We start from the raw sequence: 21,528 nt of genomic DNA on the forward strand, positions 1-21,528 counted from the left end.
GACTAATAAGATTCTGAAATTTTCACCCGGTAAACATCCAGCTCATTCCTTTTGATGGACTCTACAAAGAATCCTCCTTCTTCCGGAATAACTTCTTTAAGGTCAAAGCTTTTGCAATCTCTTGGTAAGCCGGAAAAAACCAGGGTAAACCAAAAATCCCGCATAAACGGTACCGGAGTCCAGTTGGGATAGATGCTGATATTTTCTGCATGAATCAGCTTGCTTTTATGTTCAGACTGATTGTCCAGCAGATAAGTGGAATTCCAGATCCTGATCAGGTTGCCTAAAAACGGGGAGGCCGGAAAACAGCAGTGCACAATCACCTGTTTCTCCTCTTCTACTTTGGTTTGAAGGGATTCCAGGAGTTCTTTGGCGATGATGGGCTTTATAACAACTTCTTCCACCTTTTTTATAATAATCTACGTGAATAGTGAAATGTCAATAGTCAATGGTCAATTTTAATCTCACTCAAAAATTCACTTGCGAAGCAAAACTGACCATTCACCATTCACTTTTTTAATATTCCAGTTCTAATTTTTCTTTGGTATAATTTCTAATCTTATCAGTAAGTTCAGGATTCTGAGCTAACTTCTGGCCATATGAAGGGACCATTTCCAGCAATTTATCTTTCCATTCGCCGTGCAGTTTCTCGGGGAAGCATTTCTCAAGTACATTCAGCATGGCATACACTGCTGTAGAGGCTCCGGGAGAGGCACCAAGCAATGAGGCAATGGTTCCGCTTTTGTTGACCACCACTTCGGTTCCGAATTCCAGTTTTCCACCTTCCTTCTCATCTTTCTTGATGATCTGTACCCTTTGTCCTGCTACTTTCAGTTCCCAGTCTTCTTCTTTGGCATCTTTAATGAATTCTCTCAGGTGCTGCATTCTCTGCGATTTTGTCATGGCTACCTGCTGAATAAGGTATTTAGTCAGCGGAATATTGTGCCACCAGGCTCCGAACAATGATTTCAGGTTTTTAGTATTAACACTTTCCGGCAGATCGAGATAACTTCCTTCTCTTAGAAATTTGGTGGAGAATCCTGCAAAAGGTCCGAAAAGAAGTGCTTTCTTACCATCAATGATTCTGAGATCCAGGTGGGGAACGGACATTGGCGGTGCATCTACTGTCGCCTGGGTGTATACTTTGGCGTGATGCTTTTCTACCAATTCCTGATTATGACTTACCAGCCATTGCCCTGAAACAGGGAAACCTCCGTATCCTTCACTTTCTTTAATATCCGAACTGTCCAGCAGCGGAAGTGCATAGCCTCCGGCACCGATAAATACAAAATCGGCAACGACTTCCTGCTTGTGATTATGGATCCTGTCTTTTACCTTCATTTCCCATTTACCGTCTTCTCTCGGATCAATATCTTTTACTTCATGGTACAGGAATACTTCCACATTAGAATCTTCCAGCAGGTGTCGTCCCATTTTTCTGGTCAATGTTCCGAAATTCACGTCTGTTCCCATATCCATTTTGGTCGCTGCCATTACTTCAGACTGATTTCTTTTGCTCATCACCAGTGGAATCCATTGTTTAAGCTGCTCGTGGTCTGTAGAATATTCCATACCGGAAAACAGAACAGATCCTGACATTTTTTCATAACGTTTTTTGAGGTATTCAGCATCTTTTTCGCCAAATACAAGGCTCATATGAGGACAGGAATTGATAAATTCTTTGGGATCTTTTACATATCCCTGAGTAATAAGGTACGCCCAGAACTGTTTTGACATCTCGAACTGCTCTGCAATACTCTCTGCCTTAGTAATATCAATACTTCCGTCTGGTTTTTCAGGGGTATAATTTAGTTCACAAAAAGCTGAATGTCCCGTCCCTGCGTTGTTCCATGCTGCCGTACTTTCTTTGGCAAATCTGCCAAGCCTTTCAAATATGGCAATTTCAAGATTGGGATCAAATTCGTGAAGCAGTGTTGCTAAAGTGGCGCTCATGATTCCGCCGCCTATCAGTACAACGTCATATTTTGGTTTCGGTGTTCTGCTTGTAAGCGATTGTGACATAATTCTAAATTTTACTTCAAATTTCGGGAAAAGTTTTATAAGTCAGAGTGGGTTTAACGATTTTAACACGTTATTTTTTATGCTAAAAACAGTTTTTAAACAGACAATGAAAATTCCATGGATACTGTCAATATCCCTCTATCGAAATAGCTGATTAAAAGGTAAAATATCCTAAAAAATTCAACAAAAAACTTAAGCCCGGAAGACTTAAGTTATATTTTGATCATTCAATTTGAAACTGAGTAAAACTATTTTTAATTTAATTTAGCAGTCAGTTTCTTGAACTGCTTCTCTGCATTTTTTCCTTCATACAGAATAGCATACACGGTATCAATAATTGGCAGTTTCAGGTTTTTCTGTTTTGCCGTTTTGTAGATGGAATCTGCTGCATAATATCCTTCTGCAACCATATTCATGGACTGGATTGCAGATTTTACGGTGTAACCTTTCCCGATAAGGTTTCCTAAGCTGCGGTTTCTTGAGAAAAGGGAATATGCAGTTACCAGAAGGTCTCCCAGATAAGCACTTTCGTTGACATCTCTCGGGGCTTCATATACAGCTTCAAGGAAGATTTCCATTTCACGGATTGCATTGGAAACAAAAACGGCAGTGAAGTTATCTCCATAACCCAATCCGCTTGCTATTCCCGCTCCGATGGCGAAAATATTTTTAAGGATCGCGCTGTACTCATTTCCTAAGATATCTTTGCTGGAATGTACTTTGATAAAATCCGAACTTAAAATTCCCTCCAGTTTCTCAGCAGTTTCATCTTCCGCCGCAGCTACTGTAAGGTAAGAGAGTCTTTCCATAGCCACTTCCTCAGCATGGCATGGCCCTGCAATAACCGCCTGATTTCTGAAGCCTATTTTGAATTCGTCTCTCAGGTAATGCGCTACCACATCATTTACTTTAGGAATAATTCCTTTAATAGCGGAAACGAAAATCTTGTCCCCATACTCACAGGTCATCTTATCCATGGTATCCGAAAGATAAATGGAAGGCGTCGCCAATACGATCACATCGCAGGCACTCACAAGTTCGTTGATATCCGTGGTAAGTTTCAGACTTTTAAGATTAAAATTAACTGCCGTAAGATAGGATGGGTTGTGCCCGCGAAGCTCAATAGCGCCTTTTACGAATTCATTTCTTACACACCAGTGCACCGTTTTACAGTTTTCAACCAGCATTTTTACGATAGCGGTTGCAAAACTTCCGCTTCCTACTACTCCTACAGAAACGTCCTTTTTATTCTTTTTAGGATGAGAAGATTCTGAAATTATTTTCTTTTTAGCCATAATTGGAAAGTGAACTGCAAATATATTAAAACAAAGACGGAACAAGGACTTTTGAGGCTATGATAAAACCCATTTTCTGAAAAAATTAACACTTGAACACAATTAAATATCTAATCATACGTTAAATACAGAAAAAACTAAGTTTTCTCTAAAAATATCGTACAAAGAGTATTTTTAATTAAATTTGCACGCTTAAAACCGTTTTGTAATATACTAAGAGAAGAAATATGAAGAAATTTCTAAACAGCAGGAAGAACGTGAACCTTCTCCTGGGAGGGCTTTTGCTAGTAGTCTTTGCACAGGCCGTCTTTATCGCAAAGTTATTTTCCGAAAAAGATGACAAGATGTATGAAGTAAACCTGGTTAAGATCAACACTGAAAAAGACAGTGTGGATTATCTAAAAATGAAAACAGATCTTACATTGGTGGACCAGACTGTTGCTGAGCTTAATTCTTTCCTGAAATCTAAAAACATTACTGATGAAAAACTGACGGTGCTCAGTAAAGACAGTATCTCCAATTCCATATACCTTGCCAAGCAGGCCAACCGCTACAGCCAGTATCTGATGAATCTTCAGAAGAAACTGATGGAAGTTCCTCTGGGAATGCCTACTGACGGATATATTTCCTCTAATTTCGGCATCAGAAAAAATCCTATTCCATTTAAAACCGTATTTGCCTCTGTAAAATCAGGTGCTGCTGCTGAATCTAAACCAGCAGCCGTTGCTGCAGCTCCTAAACCAGAAGTAAAAGCTGAACCTGTTGAGAAAATCATAGAATTAACAGACAGCTATGGCAATAAAAGGGAGGTAAAAGTAATGGTAACCCCAAAAGCTGCCCCTTCTGCTTCTGCCCCGGCGCCATCATCACCTGCTGCTGCCTCAACGAAAGTTGTTGCCGGTAACACTCCCGGTAAAGCCCCGATGGAAAAGAACAATCCTCCTGCTGAAGCCGACCAGATGCAATTTCATAAAGGTCTGGATATTGCGGTTGCTTACGGATCAGATGTAAGGGCTGCCGCCGCTGGAACTGTTATTTTTTCCGGCCAGAAGGGAGGTTACGGAAACTGCGTCATTGTTTCTCACGGAAACGGACTGGCTACGCTATACGGACACCTTTCCCAGTTGGTTTCAAAAGTGAATGATAAAGTAAAAGTAGGACAGGTTATTGCAAAATCCGGAAATTCCGGGCGTTCTACAGGACCACACCTTCATTACGAAGTACACAAAAACAATACTCCGGTGAATCCGAAATTGTTTATGAATTTATAAAGCAAAATGGCCGTCTTTCTGACGGCCATTTTTTATGTTATAAATATCTGCGTATTCTGAGAAACCCGTGGGAGATTGTAAGAGACAGGATTTTATAAAATTTTTCTTAACCATTAAGACCTGATTAAGAGTTTAAGAATATTAAGAGGAGCTTCGCTTTAAGCAGTGCTGACTTAAATCTATTTGATTTTTCTTAATGAACCTTAATCCTTTCAATGCTCTTAATGGTTCAAATTAAAATCGGAGTCTTTGATAGGTCTGTGGGAAATAAAAGTACCAACCACAAAAGTCTCAAAAGTTTTTTAACACTTAAGTTATTATTAAGTTGAATATTATGCATCTATAAAGTACACTAAAGTTTTATGAAAGTCTTTGATTTTCTGCTTATGTGAGCTTATTATTTTTCAAGATGATAAAACTTCTGAAACTAAAGTGATCTAAAGTGTTAAAAAAACTTAGATTTTTGTGGTTGAAATAATGTACAAGCGTGGGGACTTCGGGAGCCTCAGCCCCCAGAAATGTTTGTCATCTGTCATCTTATTGCCGGAATCATCCTGTATTATTTGTATTATTAATAAAAAAACTGCCATCCAATGACAGCAGTTTTTTATTTATTTCAGAATTTTTAAGGTTCCTTTCAGATGGGTAAAGGTACCGTTTGGCTCCGCAATATTGGTGTAGATTATATTTTTATTATAATCCTGAATATGGGTGACATTGGTTCCTAATTTAGGTTCGTGCCAGTACACCATGAAGACATTCTTTGCTACTTCTACAGCAGTGTACTGTACAGTATCCGTGCTGCCTTTTACGTTTTCGGAAATTCCTGTGAAAGACATTTCCTTATTGTCTTTAAAGTCCAGAACGAATTTAAGTGTTCCGAAATCAACTTCCACTTTATTTCCAATAGCCGGATAAGGTGACTTCAGGTCCCAATCCATTTCTCCGAAGAAAACTTTTGCTCCCATTGCCAGTTCATCTTTTCCGTGAAGATCAGGATATTTTTTAACCATAAAATCTACAACCCCGGAAGATGTTTTATTATCAGTCACCGCTGTTTTATAGTTTTCCAGATAGTTTCTGACGAAATCCAGAGACTGGGGAGACAAAGATAGTTTGGCAAAATGGGAAGGCACCACCTGTTCAGGCTTCAGTGCTTTCATGGCATCAATCTGAGCTATCCATTGATCAATAGCTTTTACATTCTGTGTATCTGCCATCCAGATGTGTGAATCTACGGAAACAGAAATACCTCCTGCAATAGTTTTCAGTGATGGAATCCATACAAAACTGTGAGCAGGATCTTCAGCATTCTGCTTTATTTCAATCTTATTCCCTTCAAGGTCCGGAATTGCATTGACAGCTTCCGGAACAATGATTTCTGATGGAGCATCTTCTTTCAGTTGTGGCTTCCAAACTGCCATTTTATCGTCTTTTGAGGCAGATATAAGATAGGCAGTCTGTGCTGTTGAAATGATTTTGACGTTTGGAAATGCCTTTTTGATGACATCCAGTCCAAAATAAAAATCCGGGTCACTGTGAGAAATAAACACTGTTTTCAGGTTTTTTCCTGTGGCTTTGATTTCCTTTACCAATTGCTCTGCGTACTGCTTCTGAAACTGGGCATCGATAAGCATTGCATCCTTATCTCCATAAATAATGGTGGAAGTAATGGGAAAGATGGCCTTTGAACCTGGATTATAAACTTTGATCTTTAAATTTCCGGCCAGTAAAATACCTGCAAAACCCAATATGGCCATCAGCGATAATAATTTCTTTTTTAACATTGTTGATTTTTTTGTGTGAATTAATAAGCTGCTGTAAAACGTTCACGGATATGGTTATTCTGTTCCAGTTCGTCTGCCAGAACTACAGCTACATCTTCTACAGAAAGACGGCTTCTTCCGTTTTCGTCAAAAACAGGAGTTTCCAGAGAAGTTCTGTATTTTCCGGTTCTTTCCCCTACATTCGCCTGGTTCATTTCAATAGCAGGACTGAAAAAGGTCCAGTCAAGGGTATTATTTTCTTTGATTTTGTTTAAATAATCTCTTGCTGCGGTTGCTCCCGGCTTGTAAGCTTCAGGGAAATCCGGAGTATCTACGATCTGTACGTTGTCCGGAGTATAAAGGCTTCCGGCTCCTCCCACTACGATCAGCCTTTTAACACCTGATTGTTCTACTGCTTTTTCAATATTGATGGAACCGTTTAGAAAATCATTATAAAGATTCGGGTTCGTCCAGCCTGCATTGAAGGCACTGATCACGGCATTATTTCCTTTTAAAGCTTCTGCCAGCTCTTCTGTGTTATTTACGTCAACGCTTTTTGCTGTTACATTTTCTTTTGATTCTACTTTGGAAGCATCTCTTACCAAAGCTTCTACCGCATATCCTCTTTCTGTTAATTCATTTACGATTTTGCTTCCTACAAAACCTGTTGCGCCGATTACTGCTACTTTTTTCATAATATTTTATTTTAAAATTAAATTGTAATAAAAATTGTTACATTTATGTTTAAAAAATTTTACTCAAACTGTTCCGAAAACTCTTTCAGAGATTTATCGCCTAAAAATTGAGTAACCAATTGATCTGTTTCTTCAAACAATGTATTTAAATGAGTATTAATCTCCTTCCCTACACTGCAGGCAGGATTGGGATTTTGATTCTTTTTGCCTAAAACTTCAGTATTCTTCACCGCTCTGTAGATTTCAGAAATACTGATGTCTTCTGCATTTTTACCAAGCTGGCTTCCTCCTTCTTTTCCCTGTCTGCTGATAACAAGCCCTGCTTCCCTCAATACGCTGATTTCTTTTCGGACAATCGCGGGATTGATATTGATGCTGCCGGCAATCCATTCAGAAGTGAGCCACTCCTGAGGACTTTTTGCCAATAAGGTCATAATATGTACTGCCGTAGCAAATCTTGTATTGTTCATTGTAATTACATGGCAAAGATATAAAAAATTTTAAATGTAACAAATTTTATTACAGTTAATTTTTTCTTAAAGAATTAATTTATCCAAATCCAACAGCAGATAGTTGATATTCTGGTTGATGGTTCGTGTTGCCGACTGCATCTGGTTCAGCATCGCAGCCCGGTTGTGGAGGTCATCTGCCCTGTAGAAACCTCCGTCACTGAAAATAACGGATTGGTCAGCAGCGGTTTTGTCATCATCAAACTGGTAATGAAGCCACCTTTCTTTCATGCTGCTGATAATGGAATGCTTTTCTTTATTGGAAAATTTTTTCTCGGTATACATGTACCAGATGAAGGGTGGAAAATTCGGAGATTCCAGTTTTTGCCTCCAGATGTCCCTTAACAGGTTTCTCTGGTGGATAAATTCTACCTTTTTCCCTTTTGGATTAAGGGTGGCAAGACCAAAGCCTGCTCCCAGAACTCCCCACTGATATCAACGGCATTACTCCATCCTCCATCCTGGATAATTCCTCCTGCAACGGAAGCTGCAGCTCCTGTTACGATGGAAAGAAGAATCAGCTTATTATTTTTGGATTCATTCAGGTTGTCTACATAATTTCCTATTTGGGCTACTCTTTCTCCTTCACAGTCGAATTCTGCTGCCACAGCATCCAGTTCGGTGAGAGCAATGGTAATCTTACTGTTGATTTTGCTTTTAAGCTGCAATACTTTAACCTGTGAGGCTATGGAAGAATCTTTTTAAGCTCAATAATCTGGTGCACCTCATCAAGGTTATCCAGGGCGTTCAGAATCAAAATACTCTGGTCAGAGAACATTCCTTTTAAATCTTTATTGGCCAGCAAAATAGAATCTGAATTGTAGGATGGAATTCTGTTGCTGTAGTTGTATTTAAAAGGAGCCTTACAGTAACTGTCCTTTAAGGTAAGGATGTTCTGCTTGATGGCCTGATTCTTTTTGGAAACACAGGAAGTGAGCAGGCTGAATACCGCCAAAAGATAAAAGATTTTTTTCATTCAGTTCTATTTTTTACTTTGTGTATTGCTTCTGTAATCGCAAAGACTAAGATTATTTAAACTGCTTTTTTAAGATATAGAGATTTTATCCTGATAAATTTAAAACACCTGACTTTTAGAAGGCTTTGGATGCAATGTATCGGCCGTGCTTTGCAATTATCTGCACGAATATAGTATAAATAAAAAAATTTACCTGAGTCCAGGTAAATTTTTAAGGTATTTTTAAGCCGGATTATTTTATATCCAATAACTCAACTTCGAAAACCAGCGTAGAATTAGGTCCTATTTCTTTGCTGATCTGCTGATCTCCGTAAGCTAAGTGAGGAGGGATAATAAGTCTCCATTTGCTTCCGACAGGCATTAACTGAAGCGCTTCTGTCCATCCTTTAATTACTTTATTTAAAGGGAAAGATGCCGGCGTTCCTCTTTTCACAGAGCTGTCGAAGACTTTACCTGAAATGGTTGTTCCGTGGTAGTGGCATTTTACAGTAGATTTAGGCCCCGGTTTTGCACCATCACCTTCGGTAATGATCTCATACTGCAAACCGCTTGGAAGCTGTACAACACTTTCTCTTTTACCATATTCTTCCATGTATTCCTTACCATCGTTAAGGTTCTTTTCTGCCAGTTCTTTTTTCTTTTTAAATAACATATCTGCTACTCCCATTGTTGATATTTTTTACAAAGATAGGAGTTTTTGAGTTGTGGGAGTGATTTGCGGGTGCGGGTTTTGAGTTTTGGGTTTAACGTTTTATGTTTAAAGTTTCGGGGTTAAAGGAAGCGAATTTAATTGTTTAGGGTATAGGTTGATAGTGTTTACTTCACTGTCTGAGGAAAATTCAAACAATTTTAATATTATGTTAACACAGATTCCGAAACTTGGCGTTATAATTGGATTTAAAAACTAAATGCCACAACCACTAAAATATAATAAGAAATTTGATGAACTTAATGAAGAGGAAAAAAACTTCTGGAAATCAATAAAAGGTCGATTGCAGATTTCGTAGAACAGTCATCTTCCATTAGCGACGTCAACTATGCCACCAGAAATGCCCACGCCAAAACGTATGCAGCAGCTGAGGGTACCTTTTTTATTGATCAAAACATTCCTGAAGAACTTCTTCCGTTTTTTGACAATGAAAAATTTGACCTGACCATCAGGTTTTCGAATGCTCATCTGAAAATTAAAAACACTGAAAAGGATATTCCAGCTTATGGATTTGCCATAAAGGTAAAAGATGAAAACGGCGGCCTGATCGCGAATTTCCCACTCGTTAATTTTCCTTTGTTTCCAACGAATTCCGTATCTCATTTTCTGAAACTATTTACTGCTATAAACCGTTTTTACATCAAAAAATGGAGCAGTATTTTTTCACTGGCTTCTCAGGCTGTTAAGATAATTCCTGCCACCTTTTCTCTGTCTTTTGTTAAAAATATATTGAAAATCCTGAGCAAAAGGAATGATTTTATCCTCTCTTTCGATTACCATTCTGTTGGCGCTTACCGGCTTGGAGATAATATGATTAAAATAAAGCTGGTCCCGGTGTCTGTAAATAAAAAATTCGGACGGAAATTAAAGATAAAAGATGCTTTGAAAAGTTATTTCCAAGATAACGATTATACGGCAGAGGTTTTAATTCAGTTCTGTTATGACCTGAAAAACCAGCCTATTAACAGGCTGAATGTAGAATGGAAAAATTCGCCTTACATCAAGATCGGAGAAGTGAAAATCAACAAAGGATCATTGCTGGATCCTGACAGCTGTACGAATGAGCTGCTGTCATTTAATCCTTTCGAAAGCAAGATATTTTTCCAGCCGGTCGGAAAGATCCAGAAACTGCGGGATGAAGCTTATAAAGTTTCGATGCAGACCAGAAAGAAAATCAATAAGCTGCTTCACGGGAAGAGCTATGAATAAGAAGCTTCAGATAATGAATACCCTGAGTTATTAATTTCAGTAAAATTTTAAAAATAAAAAAGGTGAGCAGTTTTCTGCCCACCTTATTCCGTAATCCTGCATTGGAATTTACCTGAATTTTCTGTCCTCTTCCTGAATGGCTACATCATTGATGCTGGCATATCTTTTCTGCATAAGTCCGTTAGGATCAAACTCCCAGTTTTCATTCCCGTAGGCTCTGAACCAGTTGCGGTCCCTGGTCTGATATTCATATTCGAAACGTACGGCAATGCGGTTGTCAGTATGGGCCCAGTATTCTTTTTTAAGATGATAATTAAGTTCTTTTTCCCATTTTTTCTGCAGGAAACTGACGATTGCTTCTCTTCCGTTAATGAAGGTGTCTCTGTTTCTCCATTCACTGTCTGCTGTATAGGCTTTGGATACTTTTTCAGGATCCTGACTGTTCCAGGCATCTTCTGCCATCTGTATTTTTTCTATTGCCGTTTCAAGGGTGAAAGGCGGAAGCGGATGTTTCTGTTCCATTTTTTAAGGAATTAGGTTATTCATTATTTTTTTGACCGCTCTATTAATTCATTGGATTTGAAAAGCTGGCTTTCTATAATACTGCTTTCAAAAAGTAAATAGATATGATCAGAAAGTTCTTCATCTTTCAAGAGTTGCAGAAAATAATTTCTGAGATCTTTTTTATGTTGCTGGATAACATTTAAAATTTTAACATTATCCATTGGAATCTCCGATAAAATATTGAGGAAACTGCAGCCCCGGAAATTTTCTTTCTCATTCATGTAGATAAGAAAATCAAAAGATTTCAGAATTCGCTGTTTTAAATTTTCTTCGTCATTACAAAAAAGATTCAACTCATTGAACCAATAGTGATGTCTTACATTTAGAAATTCTACACAAAGATCTTCTTTAGATTTAAAATGCTGATAAAAGCTTGCTTTGGCAACTGTAGCTTCGGAAATAATCTGGTTGATCCCTGTAGAATTGTAGCCCTGGCGGCCAAAAAGGTCAAAGGTTATTTCCAGTATTCTTTCTCTTGGAGATTTCATTCTTACAATTTTATACTGCAAATGTACGAGAAAATTTCTATATAGACAGACTAGTCTGTTTATTTTTAAATAACATAATGCCGTTTTTGTTTTTGTTAATTTTGAAACATTAAGGAGAGAGTGAAGGAAATAAGAGTAGTTAAGGAAAAATCTAAAGATTTCTTTAAGCGCGTTTTAAAAGCGAAGCGTTCTTAATGTTCTTAAAACTTAATTTTTGCTTAATGGTTATTCTGTAAACTCATTTTAAGCCATCCAAAATAAAAAAAGCTCCTGAAAGTTGTATTTCAGGAGCTTATATTTTCAAAGAGAATTTATTAATCTTCTAATTTTTCTTTTCCTCTTCTTCTTTTTCAGGGAAGATAATGGATAAAAGAACGGAGATCACCAATACTCCTCCTACAATTCCCAATGAAATCGGAGACGGAATATGAATCCATGGTGCGATCAGCATTTTTACCCCGATGAAAGAAAGGATAATCGCCAGTCCGTAAGGAAGCTTGCTGAACATATGGATGAAATTCGCCAGCAGGAAATAAAGAGATCTTAATCCCAGGATTGCGAAAATATTGGATGTATAAAGGATGAACGGGTCATTGGAAATTGCAAAAATTGCCGGAATGGAGTCTACTGCGAAAAGAACGTCAGTAAATTCAATTACCCCAACCACTACTAAAAGCGGTGTCGCCATCTTGATTCCGTTTTGAATGGTGAAGAATTTATCACCATCATAATTATCGGAAACTTTCCAGAAGCTTTTGATCAGTCTTGCCCCAGCAGTATCGCTGTAATCTTCGTCATCATCGCCATCGCCGTCACCCCATGATTTGATCCCGGCATACACTAGGAACAGACCGAACAGGGTCATTACTACGTTAATTTGTACAGGATGCCCGAAAATATTCATTTCAGGAAGATAAGTCAGGTTAATCAGCCCTACTCCTGCAAAGATGAATATCGCCCTGAAGATAAGTGCCCCGATGATTCCCCAGAAGAGAACTTTGTGATGGAGGTATTTCGGAACTTTAAAGAACCCGAAAACAAGGATAAAGACAAATAAGTTATCCACAGAAAGGGCTTTTTCAATCCAGTAAGCTGCCTGATACTGCGTAAATTTTTCTACGGCCAGTGCATGGCTTTCAGGACTTCCGTCTGTATTGAAAACCCAGTAGACTACCCCGGAAAATACCATGGATAACGAAATCCATACGATAGACCAGATGGTAGCTTCTTTGGATGATACTTCATGGCTTTTTTGTTGAATACTCCTAAATCCAGGAGCAGCATGATAACGACCGTTACCGCAAATCCCCACACCAAGCCTGGGTGCAATTCTAAAATACTTTGATGTTCCACTTCAGTTTATGTTATTATATGATAAAAGCAATAGATGTACAGTATGCACAAATATTGCTAATTTTTAATGATTTTTATTTGGTATCAATAGGTCAATAAGTTTTTAGCTCAAGCTTATAAAATTATTCTTTTTTTCCGAATGAGCCAAAACACCTCTTTACTGATTATTATTGATTATAAATAGTTGGCCTGAACCGTCTGGATCGTCTGTTCCAGTTTTCTGTCTGATGTAGGATCTCCGATGGCATTGAACTTCCATTCTCCGTTTCTCTTGTAGAAAACTCCCATCACCATTGCTACGTGCCCTTTGAATGAAGCATCATTGGCAATATCATATTTAGCAAAAACCTCTCTTACATTGGTAGGCGTTCCTTCATAAATACGGATGGAAGCAAAAGGTATGGTTCCGAAATCCTGGCCCTGGTAGCTGTTCAGTACCAAAGCAACGTGCTCTACATTAGGTTCCAGCTGGCTGAAGTCCACGGTGATCACTTCGTTATCCAATCCGTCATCTCCGTCTACGTCACCGGTAAGGTCATCTCCGCTATGTCTTACAGAACCGTTTTTTGATTTCAGGTTTCCGAAATAAATAACTTCTGTAACGTTTTTGTTGGAGTCATATAAAATACAGCTTCCGTCCAAGTCCACTGCTTCTTTTTTAGTTCCGAAAAATCCTTTTTTCTCGATTGCTCCCCAGTTGATTCCTACACAGGCTTGGGTAAGCTCGGCACCGTTTTCCTTTTTCAGGTTAATTCTCTGACCTTTTTGTAAGTTAATAGCCATCTTTTGTATGTTTAGTATTGTTGTTTATTTTTTGTAAAAAGCGAAATAGCTAAAGGGCAAATGGGCTTTTTTGCAGATTCGCTTTTTTGCCTTTCCGCGATTTTGCCTTCAGCATTTTCACATTAATTATTATTCAAATTCAAATTAAGCATTGCCCGCAGGATGTTTGTTTCTTCATCGAATGCGAATATTTTGCTCATGATATCAATATTCTCCAGGCTTTTAAGATAATCTTTCAGCACATTTTCCACTTCTGCGGGTATCGCTCGTTTTCTTTCGTTGATGGAATTTTCAAGCAGCTCATTCTTTGTTTTAAGCTGATTGATAATTGAACTCTGGTTGGACTGGTTTTCTGAAATATCCAATTTTTCCAGCTCGCCATCAAATAAATAAAGCTTTTTATCATCCACCCCAAAAATAAAATAGTCATCGGACTGGAAGATTTTAAAGAGCTCGTATTCCAATGTTCCGATCAGGTAGCCGCAGACAAAACGTACTTTGAACCCCTGAATGTTCAGCCTTCCTAACAGTTTCCTTTCTATCGTATAATCTTTATACTGATAAGCCGGAAAAGGCTTAGGTTTAAGCTGCTCTTCATCTGCTCCCGTTCTGTAGAATTCCTGACCGTACTTTTTATGGAAGTACAGGACATTATTCCAGTCTGCTGTAAAAACATCTTCTGTAAGGTCTTTGTAGAGGGTTTTCAGATGCTGGGAAAATATTCCGCTGTACATCTTCCGGTCGGTCTGAAAACTGTCTACTCTCCTTTCCTCAAAGCTTTCAATATATTTTGTATTAACATCAATTTCGTTAATAATCGTCAGCATATCATTTTCTTTCTGACGTTTTATTTTGGTCAGAAGCTCAATGAGGCTGTCGGTATACTGCAGGTGAAAAAGCTCCAGCTTACTGTAGTCCAGCGCTTTATTCTCCTGAAACAAATTGTGGATAATATCTGTTTTGATGTAAATAGATATGATATCAATATGTTCAAAAAAATTAGCAAGAAGTTTAAGCTTGGTTAATCTCCTTTTGCTCTGAGACATTATGGTTGCTGCGTCATCACCCACCTTGGTATATTGTTATTTAACCTCTGACATTTGCTTTTAGTTCGTGCTCCAATGTCTGAAGATCCTGATCCAGTTTTCTTCTTCCTTCTGCTCCCTGTTTTTGGATCTGCTTCACTTCGTTCAGTGTATTGATCAGCATTGAAGTGGTTTCTCTCAAAGTTTCTACTGATACGATCGTCTGTTCGTTCGCTCTTGCCACATTCACTGAATTCTGGCCAAGACGTTCTGCATTTTTCTTGAGTATCGCTTCTGTAGTAGAAGATACTTTCTGCTGAATTTCGATATTCTGCTGCTGTCTGAACATTGCCACAGCCAGTGAAAGCTGGTTTTTCCAAACCGGAAGTGTCGTGGTAAGGATCGTCTGCGCTTTTTCTGCGATAGAAACGTTGTTGTTCTGCACCAGCCTGATCTGTGGAAGCGACTGCATCATGATGATACGCACGACTTTAAGATCAGCCATTCTACGGTCTAATCTCGCAATGAAATCTCTTTTATCAGCAATCTGGTAATCCTGGTAGTTTTGCGGGGCAGCTTCCATTTGAGCGAGTTCCTCGGCAGCTCTTTCCATTCTTACATTTCCTGCAATCACAAGATCTTCAATAGCCTTGATAGAATTCACATTGCTTTCAAAAATAGTCTGCAGAACCGCGTTATCTTTGGTAGATGTTATGATTCCGGCATTCACTTTATAGGCAATCTGATCTATATTATTAATGATTTTGTCGTATTTTGCGAACAGATTTTCCACCTGCGTCATGACTTTTTTCATGAACGGAATTTTGCTCAGAAAGCTTTTCACTTTATTCTGCTGAAGCTCATCAACATCTACATAGTTCAGTTCTACCAGGAGATCATTGATCAATGCTCCAACTTCTCCTGAGTTTGATCTTCTTACATTTCCTAAGAAGCTGTCACTCTGGTTGGATAAGGTTTTCTGAAGTTCTGCACCGTAATTCACGATGGAACCTGGATTGTTTTCATCAATAGAGTTCGCCAGAAGCTCATATTTCTGTCTTTCTTCTGACGGTAAATGAGCCAGATTTACATTCCCTTCCTTGTCCACAAGAACCGGCGGTGCTGCATTATTTTGTGCAGGCTGACCTGGAGGAGCCATTGGTGTTGGTTCAAATGTTTTAAGAGGCTCAATTGACCCCATCGGATCTATGGGCTGATTATCCTGATTGTCCATAATTACTTTTGATAAATTGATACAAATTTTTCAAGGCCTTCTCTCTGACCAGCCCCTACTGCTTCAAATTTCCATTCTCCGTTTCTGTTGTAGATTCTACCGAATTCCACAGCTGTTTCAATAGAAAAATCTTCATCCAGCTCGTACTTCAGGATTTCCTCATTGGTATCCGAATTAAAAATTCTGATGAAAGAGTTTCTTACCTGTCCGAAGTTCTGCTTTCTCGCATCAGCATCATGGATCGTTACAACAACGGTAATTTCCTGAATTGCTGAATCTATTTTTGTAAGATCTATTTTGATCTGCTCGTCGTCTCCTGCCCCTTCACCGGTAAGGTTATCTCCCGTGTGGATCACAGATTTATCCGGTGATTCAAGGTTATTATAAAAAATAAAATGTTCATCCGAAACCAGTTTTTTGTCACTTCCCAATAAAAATAAAGAAGCGTCAAGGTCAAATGCTGTTCCTGTAGAAGTATTATTGATATCCCATCCTAAACCTACAGTGAATTTAGGTGCGTTAATATTTTCTCTCTGTCCTTTTTGTAAGTTAATAGCCATAATATAGTTCCGTTTGTGTTAAAGTATTGATGTTATTTTCGTATTCTTTTATTAAATGATAATTGTTGCTGATTGCCAGCTCCAGAAGCAGGTCCATCTGCTCCTTTTTTACTTTAGACGTAAGATAGTCAAAATTACTTGAATCGAGGCCTAAAATATATTTTACAATCCTTGTATTAAATTCGAAATCAGGCTTCTCCATTACTTCTGCAACGTGATTTACATTTTTCACGGCATAATAATTGAAAAAGTTTTCAATCTTCGGATCGAGGTCAAAATTTATCAGTTCCGCATAATAGAGGAACATAAAATCGGCCTCCACATTGTATTCATCCAAAATTCTGTTCACGGTAAATTCATGGCTTCCCGTGATTTTTATATCGTCTATAAAAATACAAAGTTTTCCGCGTAAAAAGTCTTTGTCAATGTAATAAGTATCATTGGCAATCAGATTTTTACGGTCTTCGAAATTGAGGTTCCCGTAATCCGTGATATAGGTGTGGTTTCTATTGATCTTTGATAAAATACTGGATTTCATTCCTTTTTGGAAGAGGTACATGTCCAAATGCTTTTTAAAGAAAAAACATAGGAAATTAGAGGCTGTCGGGATGGCCATGTACGGACTTGGCAGAACCACAATCTCTTTTTCTGTGTTTAAAAGCTCTGCATGTTCTGCAATGAATCCGTCGAATAATTCTTTCGCAAATTTTTCAGCATACGACTTAGCGCCATACTTAAAATAGCTGTATTCCGCAGGTGAGAATGTGAACTCATCCGCCGAATGAATGTGGTGTAAGCTGTATCTTTTGTTCATATATAATATTAGTGTTTTAATAAGTGGGCATTGAAACCGAAATCTTTTGCTCCTTTGTAATCTGCCACCGGGTTGTCTCCGATATGAAGAATACGGTGCATCGGAAGTTCCTGATCCTTAAGATTATTTTTTACTTCCTGAAAAATAAGGGGATTGGGTTTGGAAATATTGATTTCGTCAGAGTAAATATGGAAATCGATATACTGGTCCAGCTCTTCCTGGATCAAAAATTTCCGCATTGTCCGTCCTTTGATAAACCCTGTATTGCTTAAAATATTGACAGTTTTTCCCTGATTTTTGATTTGGTCAAGAAATTCTTTTATATTTTCGAAAATAACAACCGGTTTATACTCTAAAAACAGTTCTTCACTTTTCAGATAAAACGTTTCCAGTTTATTTCTATCTAATTGTTTTACATCTACATTCAGCGCACTCAGAATCATTAAATAGATCTCAAATGTATCAATATTCCCGCCAGTTACTTCATTGATCGTATTGCAAAGATCATCATAATATTTTACGGTTTTGGCAACTTCATCAATAGGTTTATCAACATTAAAAAACGAGGTGAACAGCTCAACTCTTTTTGTTTTAAATTCAGGATGAGATTTGATTAAAGTGAGCCACAAGTCAAAAGAAAAATGACAGTGGTTGTGAATGTCGATATCCGTTTTCAATAGTTTTAAGTTAAAAGTTTTATTTAGCTTCCTTGAAAAAGATTTAAAATTATTTAATCATCAACAAGTGTTTAACAGGCTATTCTTCCCAAAGATAAAATTTTTCTCATAAATGCATTATGTACTTCTCTGTTTTAAGAAATTTTTATGAATTCTGACTGGTTTTTCAAAGTGTTTTAAACAAGGTTTCATTATTTGTTTAAATTCAATTCATCTTGTTTTTACGATCTATATTAATTTTGAACCATTAAGGATATTGAAGGATCTAAGTTTCATAATCAACGATGAATTTTTTTGCTCTCGCTGATTTTGCTGATTCCGCAGATTTTTTCTGCCGCTTCTATTTTTTATCTTCTATCCTTTCTTTTTTCTTCTGAAAAATTCCATCTCTGTTTCCGGTTCTTTAAGGTTCGTTTTATTTTTTCTACCTTTGCGGTCTATGAACCGATTCGCAAATACATCTTCGCAAATCACACCGCCTTAAGGACTAAGGTGAATATTTCTCTCATATCCGGAATTACTTTTTGGATCTGTATTATTTTATATATCAATCAATTTTTAATCTTCACACCTTATTTTACAGACGGGTGTTTTATATATCTCAATAGTTTATGGAAAACATATTATCTGGTTTTCAATCATTGCGGAATGTCAATCTTAAAAATGAAATTCTGGCAGGCTTAACGGTTGCCATGACGATGATACCGGAGTCCTTATCATTTGCTATACTGGCAGGACTATCGCCTCTTACAGGATTATATGCAGCTTTTTTGATGGGAATTGTTACTGCTGTTTTTGGCGGGAGGCCAGGAATGGTTTCCGGTGGTGCAGGGGCAACGGTTGTCGTTCTGATAGCTTTGGCTTCATCTCACGGAGTACAATATCTTTTTGGAGCGATCATCCTGGGAGGGATTATCCAGATATTGGTAGGCACTTTTAAGCTCGGAAAATTTGTCCGGCTCATCCCTCAGCCTGTTATGTATGGATTCTTAAACGGTCTTGCTGTTATTATTTTTATGGCTCAGGTGGCTCAATTTAAAGTAGTTAAGGAGGGTATCACTACATGGATGGAGGGTTCAGCATTAATGATTATGGCTGGCTTAACGGCTCTCACTATTTTGATCGTCCTGATTTTTTCTAAGATAACCAAAGCTGTACCTGCATCATTGGTTGCCATTATCATAGTTTCTGCCCTGGTTTACTTTTTTAATATTGAAACCAAAAAGGTAATAGATATTGCTTCAGTAAGTGGTTCATTACCTTCCTTTCATATTCCTGAAATCCCTTTTACCATAGAAACCCTGAAGATTATTTTCCCTTATTCTCTGGTCATGGCCGGTGTAGGGCTGATAGAATCTTTACTGACTTTAAATATGGTCGATGAGATCACCAATACAAAAGGAAAATCTGATAAAGAGGCAGTGGCCCAGGGAATTGCCAATATTGCCAACGGATTTTTTGGCGGAATGGGCGGCTGTGCCATGGTAGCCCAGACACTGGTCAATATCGGAGCAGGTGCAAGAACCAGAATTTCGGCTATTATCGGGGCTTTAACGATCCTTTTTATTATCCTTGCCGGAAGCTCTGTGATTGAGCAGATTCCAATGGCTGCCCTGGTGGGGGTAATGATGATGGTAGCCATCACCACTTTTGAATGGGCTTCCTTCCGTATCATTACAAAAATGCCCAAATCAGATATATTTGTAGGGGTGCTTGTTGCGCTCATTACGATTATTCTTCATAATCTTGCCCTGGCCGTATTGATTGGCGTGATTATCTCTGCCCTGGTATTTTCTTGGGACAGTGCGAAAAGGATCAGGGCAAGAAAAACAACCGATGAATCAGGTAATAAAGTATATGAAATTTACGGCCCGCTTTTCTTTGGCAGTACAACTGCTTTTGCGGAGAAATTTGATGTCGCCGATGATCCCGAAACTATTGTTATTGATTTTAAGGAATCCCGTGTGGTAGATATGTCAGCCATTGAAGTCCTCAAAAAAATCACTGAAAAATATAAGGCACAGAATAAAAATGTTATTCTTAAGCACTTAAGTCCCGACTGCATCAAACTTCTGGATAATGCCGGTGGTTTTATAGAGGTGAATATTGAGGATGATCCTACCTATCGTGTGATGCCAAAATAATTTAAAAATAATTTTTACCAAAATAATAAGAGTGGATGTCTTCGGGGTTATCCACTTTTTTGTTGAAACCCCTTTCAGCATTACTATTCCAACTTAAAACAATTCACTTATTCGCTTATTTAATATGTTAATTTTAATTAAATTTTATTTTTACATATTTTTTTTATTCATTTTTAAGAAATTACTTCTATTTTTTATTTAAATTTGAAAAATTAACAAACAGATAGGTTACTATTCAACTAAAAAAATTATAGTAATAAAATCTGTTGACACTAAGGTAAATAGCTAAAAATATTACAAAACTGTATGGAAATACCTGATAAGCATATTTATACAGAATTAAAATCTAAAGCATAAAAAGGTTATCTGAATTAACTGATGAGAATATAGAGCAGGAAATGAAAGATATAAAGTATTCTTAAGAAATATAACCTTAACAATTATTGGCCGGTCATCCCTCAGACCGACTATGCATATACAAGATATGCTACCCAGCTTAAATTTCTCTTTTGCTGCCGCTAAGATTTTCTGAAGCGTACTTTTTTGACGCTACAGGCATTCATCTGGAATGTAATATATTGTCTATTTTCTTTTTATAAATTAACAAATAGTACTTATACATGTTATATAAAGAAATTCATATAGGAAAGTTTATCAAAGAGATGGTTGATGAAAATGAGGTGCCTATGGAAAGGATCTGTAATTTTCTCAATAAGGATGAGCAGTTTATTGAAAACGTATACCAAAGCAAATCGATCGATACAGACTTGCTTCTGAGATGGAGCAAGCTTCTGGAATATGATTTTTTCAGGCTTTACAGCTCGCACCTTATCCTGTATGCACCTCCTTCTGCTGTAAACAAAAATCAGAAGAAATCTGATAAAATTCCTTATTTCAGAAAAAATATTTATACTCAGGAAATCAAAGATTTTATTATGAAAAGAATCTTATCCGGCGAGATGACGTACGGCGAAGTGATCAAAGAATATTCTATCCCCAAAAGTACCCTTCACCGCTGGCTTCAGAAAAATAATGATAATACTAACGGATAAATAAAGCTCATTATGCGTCCCAATTACAAAAAGATATACTACGATATGCTGAGGCTGGAACATCCGGAAAAGCTGAAAGACCCAAAGATCAAAGAACTTCTGGAAAAACTGAATACAACCGAGGATATTCTGAATTTCAACGAAAAAATCTTTAAACAGTCTAAGGAAAGCCAGGTCAACAATCAGAAGCTGAAAACCTATGATAAAAAAACCATGTTCAAGCTTTTGCAGTACCAGAATAAGCATGGCTTTTCTACCAGCTATATGTCCAGAAAATACAAGATCAGCAGAACAACGATCATGAACTGGAAGAAAACTTTCGAAGAAGAAATAGAACAAGTAATTAATGCCGGCGAATAACTCAATGGACAAAACATCAATA

At 37.7% G+C, this 21,528-nt stretch carries 23 protein-coding genes and 1 pseudogene; 5 read left to right on the forward strand and 19 right to left on the reverse strand.

Annotation, left to right across the window (positions count from 1 at the left end):
* Positions 1-2: 2 nt before the first annotated feature.
* The 3 genes from N4G44_RS22245 to N4G44_RS22255 all read right to left on the reverse strand — a co-directional run bounded on the left by N4G44_RS22245 (position 3) and on the right by N4G44_RS22255 (position 3,317).
* Positions 3-404 (reverse strand): hypothetical protein, encoded by a 402-nt coding sequence (locus N4G44_RS22245; RefSeq protein ID WP_474929959.1) that lies wholly within the window; start codon positions 402-404, stop codon positions 3-5.
* A 112-nt stretch (positions 405-516) separates the two neighbouring features.
* Positions 517-2,022 (reverse strand): malate dehydrogenase (quinone), encoded by a 1,506-nt coding sequence (gene mqo / locus N4G44_RS22250; RefSeq protein WP_474929960.1) that lies wholly within the window; start codon positions 2,020-2,022, stop codon positions 517-519.
* 254 nt (positions 2,023-2,276) lie between these two features.
* Positions 2,277-3,317, reverse strand: coding sequence for an NAD(P)H-dependent glycerol-3-phosphate dehydrogenase (locus N4G44_RS22255; RefSeq protein ID WP_474929961.1), 1,041 nt, complete (start codon positions 3,315-3,317; stop codon positions 2,277-2,279).
* 227 nt (positions 3,318-3,544) lie between these two features.
* On the opposite strand from N4G44_RS22255, the gene N4G44_RS22260 reads away from it, so the two are divergent.
* Positions 3,545-4,588: a M23 family metallopeptidase gene (locus N4G44_RS22260; RefSeq protein WP_474929962.1), complete on the forward strand. Its 1,044-nt coding sequence runs from the start codon at positions 3,545-3,547 to the stop codon at positions 4,586-4,588.
* 611 nt (positions 4,589-5,199) lie between these two features.
* Here the strand turns inward: N4G44_RS22260 and N4G44_RS22265 are convergent.
* The 7 genes from N4G44_RS22265 to N4G44_RS22295 form a co-directional block, all read right to left on the reverse strand.
* Entirely contained in the window at positions 5,200-6,375 is a 1,176-nt protein-coding gene (locus tag N4G44_RS22265) for a MoaF-related domain-containing protein (RefSeq protein ID WP_474929963.1), read from the reverse strand.
* Positions 6,376-6,395: 20 nt separating this feature from the next.
* The gene (locus N4G44_RS22270) at positions 6,396-7,049 is read right to left on the reverse strand and encodes an NAD(P)-dependent oxidoreductase (RefSeq protein ID WP_474929964.1); all 654 of its coding nucleotides are present in this window, start codon (positions 7,047-7,049) and stop codon (positions 6,396-6,398) included.
* Between the two features lie 59 nt (positions 7,050-7,108).
* Positions 7,109-7,519 carry an Rrf2 family transcriptional regulator gene (locus N4G44_RS22275; RefSeq protein ID WP_474929965.1) on the reverse strand — a complete coding sequence of 137 codons (411 nt, stop codon included), beginning with the start codon at positions 7,517-7,519 and terminating at the stop codon, positions 7,109-7,111.
* Between the two features lie 66 nt (positions 7,520-7,585).
* Entirely contained in the window at positions 7,586-7,843 is a 258-nt protein-coding gene (locus N4G44_RS22280) for a hypothetical protein (protein ID WP_474929966.1), read from the reverse strand.
* Between the two features lie 83 nt (positions 7,844-7,926).
* On the reverse strand, positions 7,927-8,226 hold the full coding sequence (locus N4G44_RS22285; protein WP_474929967.1) for a hypothetical protein: 300 nt from the start codon (positions 8,224-8,226) through the stop codon (positions 7,927-7,929).
* Between the two features lie 17 nt (positions 8,227-8,243).
* Positions 8,244-8,534, reverse strand: a complete 291-nt coding sequence (locus N4G44_RS22290; RefSeq protein WP_474929968.1) for a hypothetical protein — start codon at positions 8,532-8,534, stop codon at positions 8,244-8,246.
* A 232-nt stretch (positions 8,535-8,766) separates the two neighbouring features.
* Positions 8,767-9,201 carry an FKBP-type peptidyl-prolyl cis-trans isomerase gene (locus tag N4G44_RS22295; RefSeq protein WP_184166602.1) on the reverse strand — a complete coding sequence of 145 codons (435 nt, stop codon included), beginning with the start codon at positions 9,199-9,201 and terminating at the stop codon, positions 8,767-8,769.
* A gap of 771 nt (positions 9,202-9,972) precedes the next feature.
* On the opposite strand from N4G44_RS22295, the gene N4G44_RS22300 reads away from it, so the two are divergent.
* On the forward strand, positions 9,973-10,452 hold the full coding sequence (locus N4G44_RS22300) for a catalase family protein (protein ID WP_474929969.1): 480 nt from the start codon (positions 9,973-9,975) through the stop codon (positions 10,450-10,452).
* A gap of 108 nt (positions 10,453-10,560) precedes the next feature.
* Here N4G44_RS22300 and N4G44_RS22305 read toward each other — a convergent pair whose 3' ends face one another.
* The 9 genes and pseudogenes from N4G44_RS22305 to N4G44_RS22345 all read right to left on the reverse strand — a co-directional run bounded on the left by N4G44_RS22305 (position 10,561) and on the right by N4G44_RS22345 (position 17,950).
* Positions 10,561-10,974, reverse strand: a complete 414-nt coding sequence (locus N4G44_RS22305) for a DUF1348 family protein (protein WP_474929970.1) — start codon at positions 10,972-10,974, stop codon at positions 10,561-10,563.
* Positions 10,975-10,997: 23 nt separating this feature from the next.
* Positions 10,998-11,504: a TetR/AcrR family transcriptional regulator gene (locus N4G44_RS22310; protein ID WP_474929971.1), complete on the reverse strand. Its 507-nt coding sequence runs from the start codon at positions 11,502-11,504 to the stop codon at positions 10,998-11,000.
* A gap of 322 nt (positions 11,505-11,826) precedes the next feature.
* Positions 11,827-12,857, reverse strand: a pseudogene (locus N4G44_RS22315) (TerC/Alx family metal homeostasis membrane protein).
* Positions 12,858-13,031: 174 nt separating this feature from the next.
* The gene (locus N4G44_RS22320) at positions 13,032-13,640 is read right to left on the reverse strand and encodes a TerD family protein (RefSeq protein ID WP_474929972.1); all 609 of its coding nucleotides are present in this window, start codon (positions 13,638-13,640) and stop codon (positions 13,032-13,034) included.
* A 122-nt stretch (positions 13,641-13,762) separates the two neighbouring features.
* Positions 13,763-14,710: a hypothetical protein gene (locus N4G44_RS22325; RefSeq protein WP_474929973.1), complete on the reverse strand. Its 948-nt coding sequence runs from the start codon at positions 14,708-14,710 to the stop codon at positions 13,763-13,765.
* A 16-nt stretch (positions 14,711-14,726) separates the two neighbouring features.
* Entirely contained in the window at positions 14,727-15,899 is a 1,173-nt protein-coding gene (locus N4G44_RS22330; RefSeq protein WP_474929974.1) for a toxic anion resistance protein, read from the reverse strand.
* A gap of 2 nt (positions 15,900-15,901) precedes the next feature.
* Positions 15,902-16,459 (reverse strand): TerD family protein, encoded by a 558-nt coding sequence (locus N4G44_RS22335; protein WP_474929975.1) that lies wholly within the window; start codon positions 16,457-16,459, stop codon positions 15,902-15,904.
* A complete protein-coding gene (locus N4G44_RS22340) occupies positions 16,449-17,273 on the reverse strand; it encodes a phosphoribosyltransferase family protein (protein WP_474929976.1) in 825 nt (274 codons plus the stop codon). The genes N4G44_RS22335 and N4G44_RS22340 overlap by 11 nt, the downstream gene beginning before the upstream one ends.
* 8 nt (positions 17,274-17,281) lie before the next feature.
* Entirely contained in the window at positions 17,282-17,950 is a 669-nt protein-coding gene (locus N4G44_RS22345) for an HAD family hydrolase (RefSeq protein WP_474929977.1), read from the reverse strand.
* 611 nt (positions 17,951-18,561) lie between these two features.
* Here N4G44_RS22345 and N4G44_RS22350 point away from each other — a divergent pair.
* The 3 genes from N4G44_RS22350 to N4G44_RS22360 all read left to right on the forward strand — a co-directional run bounded on the left by N4G44_RS22350 (position 18,562) and on the right by N4G44_RS22360 (position 21,506).
* On the forward strand, positions 18,562-20,094 hold the full coding sequence (locus N4G44_RS22350) for a SulP family inorganic anion transporter (protein ID WP_474929978.1): 1,533 nt from the start codon (positions 18,562-18,564) through the stop codon (positions 20,092-20,094).
* 620 nt (positions 20,095-20,714) lie between these two features.
* Entirely contained in the window at positions 20,715-21,146 is a 432-nt protein-coding gene (locus tag N4G44_RS22355) for a transposase (protein ID WP_474929979.1), read from the forward strand.
* 12 nt (positions 21,147-21,158) lie between these two features.
* Positions 21,159-21,506, forward strand: coding sequence for a helix-turn-helix domain-containing protein (locus tag N4G44_RS22360; protein ID WP_474929980.1), 348 nt, complete (start codon positions 21,159-21,161; stop codon positions 21,504-21,506).
* Positions 21,507-21,528: the final 22 nt, after the last annotated feature.

It is taken from the genome of Chryseobacterium sp. GTID13, assembly GCF_056172655.1.

Bases quoted from the DNA above. Each gene is read 5' to 3' on its own strand.
- N4G44_RS22270 (WP_474929964.1), bottom strand. From the start codon at position 7,049: ATGAAAAAAGTAGCAGTAATCGGCGCAACAGGTTTTGTAGGAAGCAAA.
- N4G44_RS22305 (WP_474929970.1), bottom strand. From the start codon at position 10,974: ATGGAACAGAAACATCCGCTTCCGCCTTTCACCCTTGAAACGGCAATA.
- mqo (WP_474929960.1), bottom strand. From the start codon at position 2,022: ATGTCACAATCGCTTACAAGCAGAACACCGAAACCAAAATATGACGTT.
- N4G44_RS22355 (WP_474929979.1), top strand. From the start codon at position 20,715: ATGTTATATAAAGAAATTCATATAGGAAAGTTTATCAAAGAGATGGTT.
- N4G44_RS22255 (WP_474929961.1), bottom strand. From the start codon at position 3,317: ATGGCTAAAAAGAAAATAATTTCAGAATCTTCTCATCCTAAAAAGAAT.
- N4G44_RS22290 (WP_474929968.1), bottom strand. From the start codon at position 8,534: ATGAAAAAAATCTTTTATCTTTTGGCGGTATTCAGCCTGCTCACTTCC.
- N4G44_RS22340 (WP_474929976.1), bottom strand. From the start codon at position 17,273: ATGAACAAAAGATACAGCTTACACCACATTCATTCGGCGGATGAGTTC.
- N4G44_RS22275 (WP_474929965.1), bottom strand. From the start codon at position 7,519: ATGAACAATACAAGATTTGCTACGGCAGTACATATTATGACCTTATTG.
- N4G44_RS22260 (WP_474929962.1), top strand. From the start codon at position 3,545: ATGAAGAAATTTCTAAACAGCAGGAAGAACGTGAACCTTCTCCTGGGA.
- N4G44_RS22335 (WP_474929975.1), bottom strand. From the start codon at position 16,459: ATGGCTATTAACTTACAAAAAGGACAGAGAGAAAATATTAACGCACCT.
- N4G44_RS22320 (WP_474929972.1), bottom strand. From the start codon at position 13,640: ATGGCTATTAACTTACAAAAAGGTCAGAGAATTAACCTGAAAAAGGAA.
- N4G44_RS22330 (WP_474929974.1), bottom strand. From the start codon at position 15,899: ATGGACAATCAGGATAATCAGCCCATAGATCCGATGGGGTCAATTGAG.
- N4G44_RS22360 (WP_474929980.1), top strand. From the start codon at position 21,159: ATGCGTCCCAATTACAAAAAGATATACTACGATATGCTGAGGCTGGAA.
- N4G44_RS22350 (WP_474929978.1), top strand. From the start codon at position 18,562: ATGGAAAACATATTATCTGGTTTTCAATCATTGCGGAATGTCAATCTT.
- N4G44_RS22295 (WP_184166602.1), bottom strand. From the start codon at position 9,201: ATGGGAGTAGCAGATATGTTATTTAAAAAGAAAAAAGAACTGGCAGAA.
- N4G44_RS22310 (WP_474929971.1), bottom strand. From the start codon at position 11,504: ATGAAATCTCCAAGAGAAAGAATACTGGAAATAACCTTTGACCTTTTT.
- N4G44_RS22265 (WP_474929963.1), bottom strand. From the start codon at position 6,375: ATGTTAAAAAAGAAATTATTATCGCTGATGGCCATATTGGGTTTTGCA.
- N4G44_RS22280 (WP_474929966.1), bottom strand. From the start codon at position 7,843: ATGTATACCGAGAAAAAATTTTCCAATAAAGAAAAGCATTCCATTATC.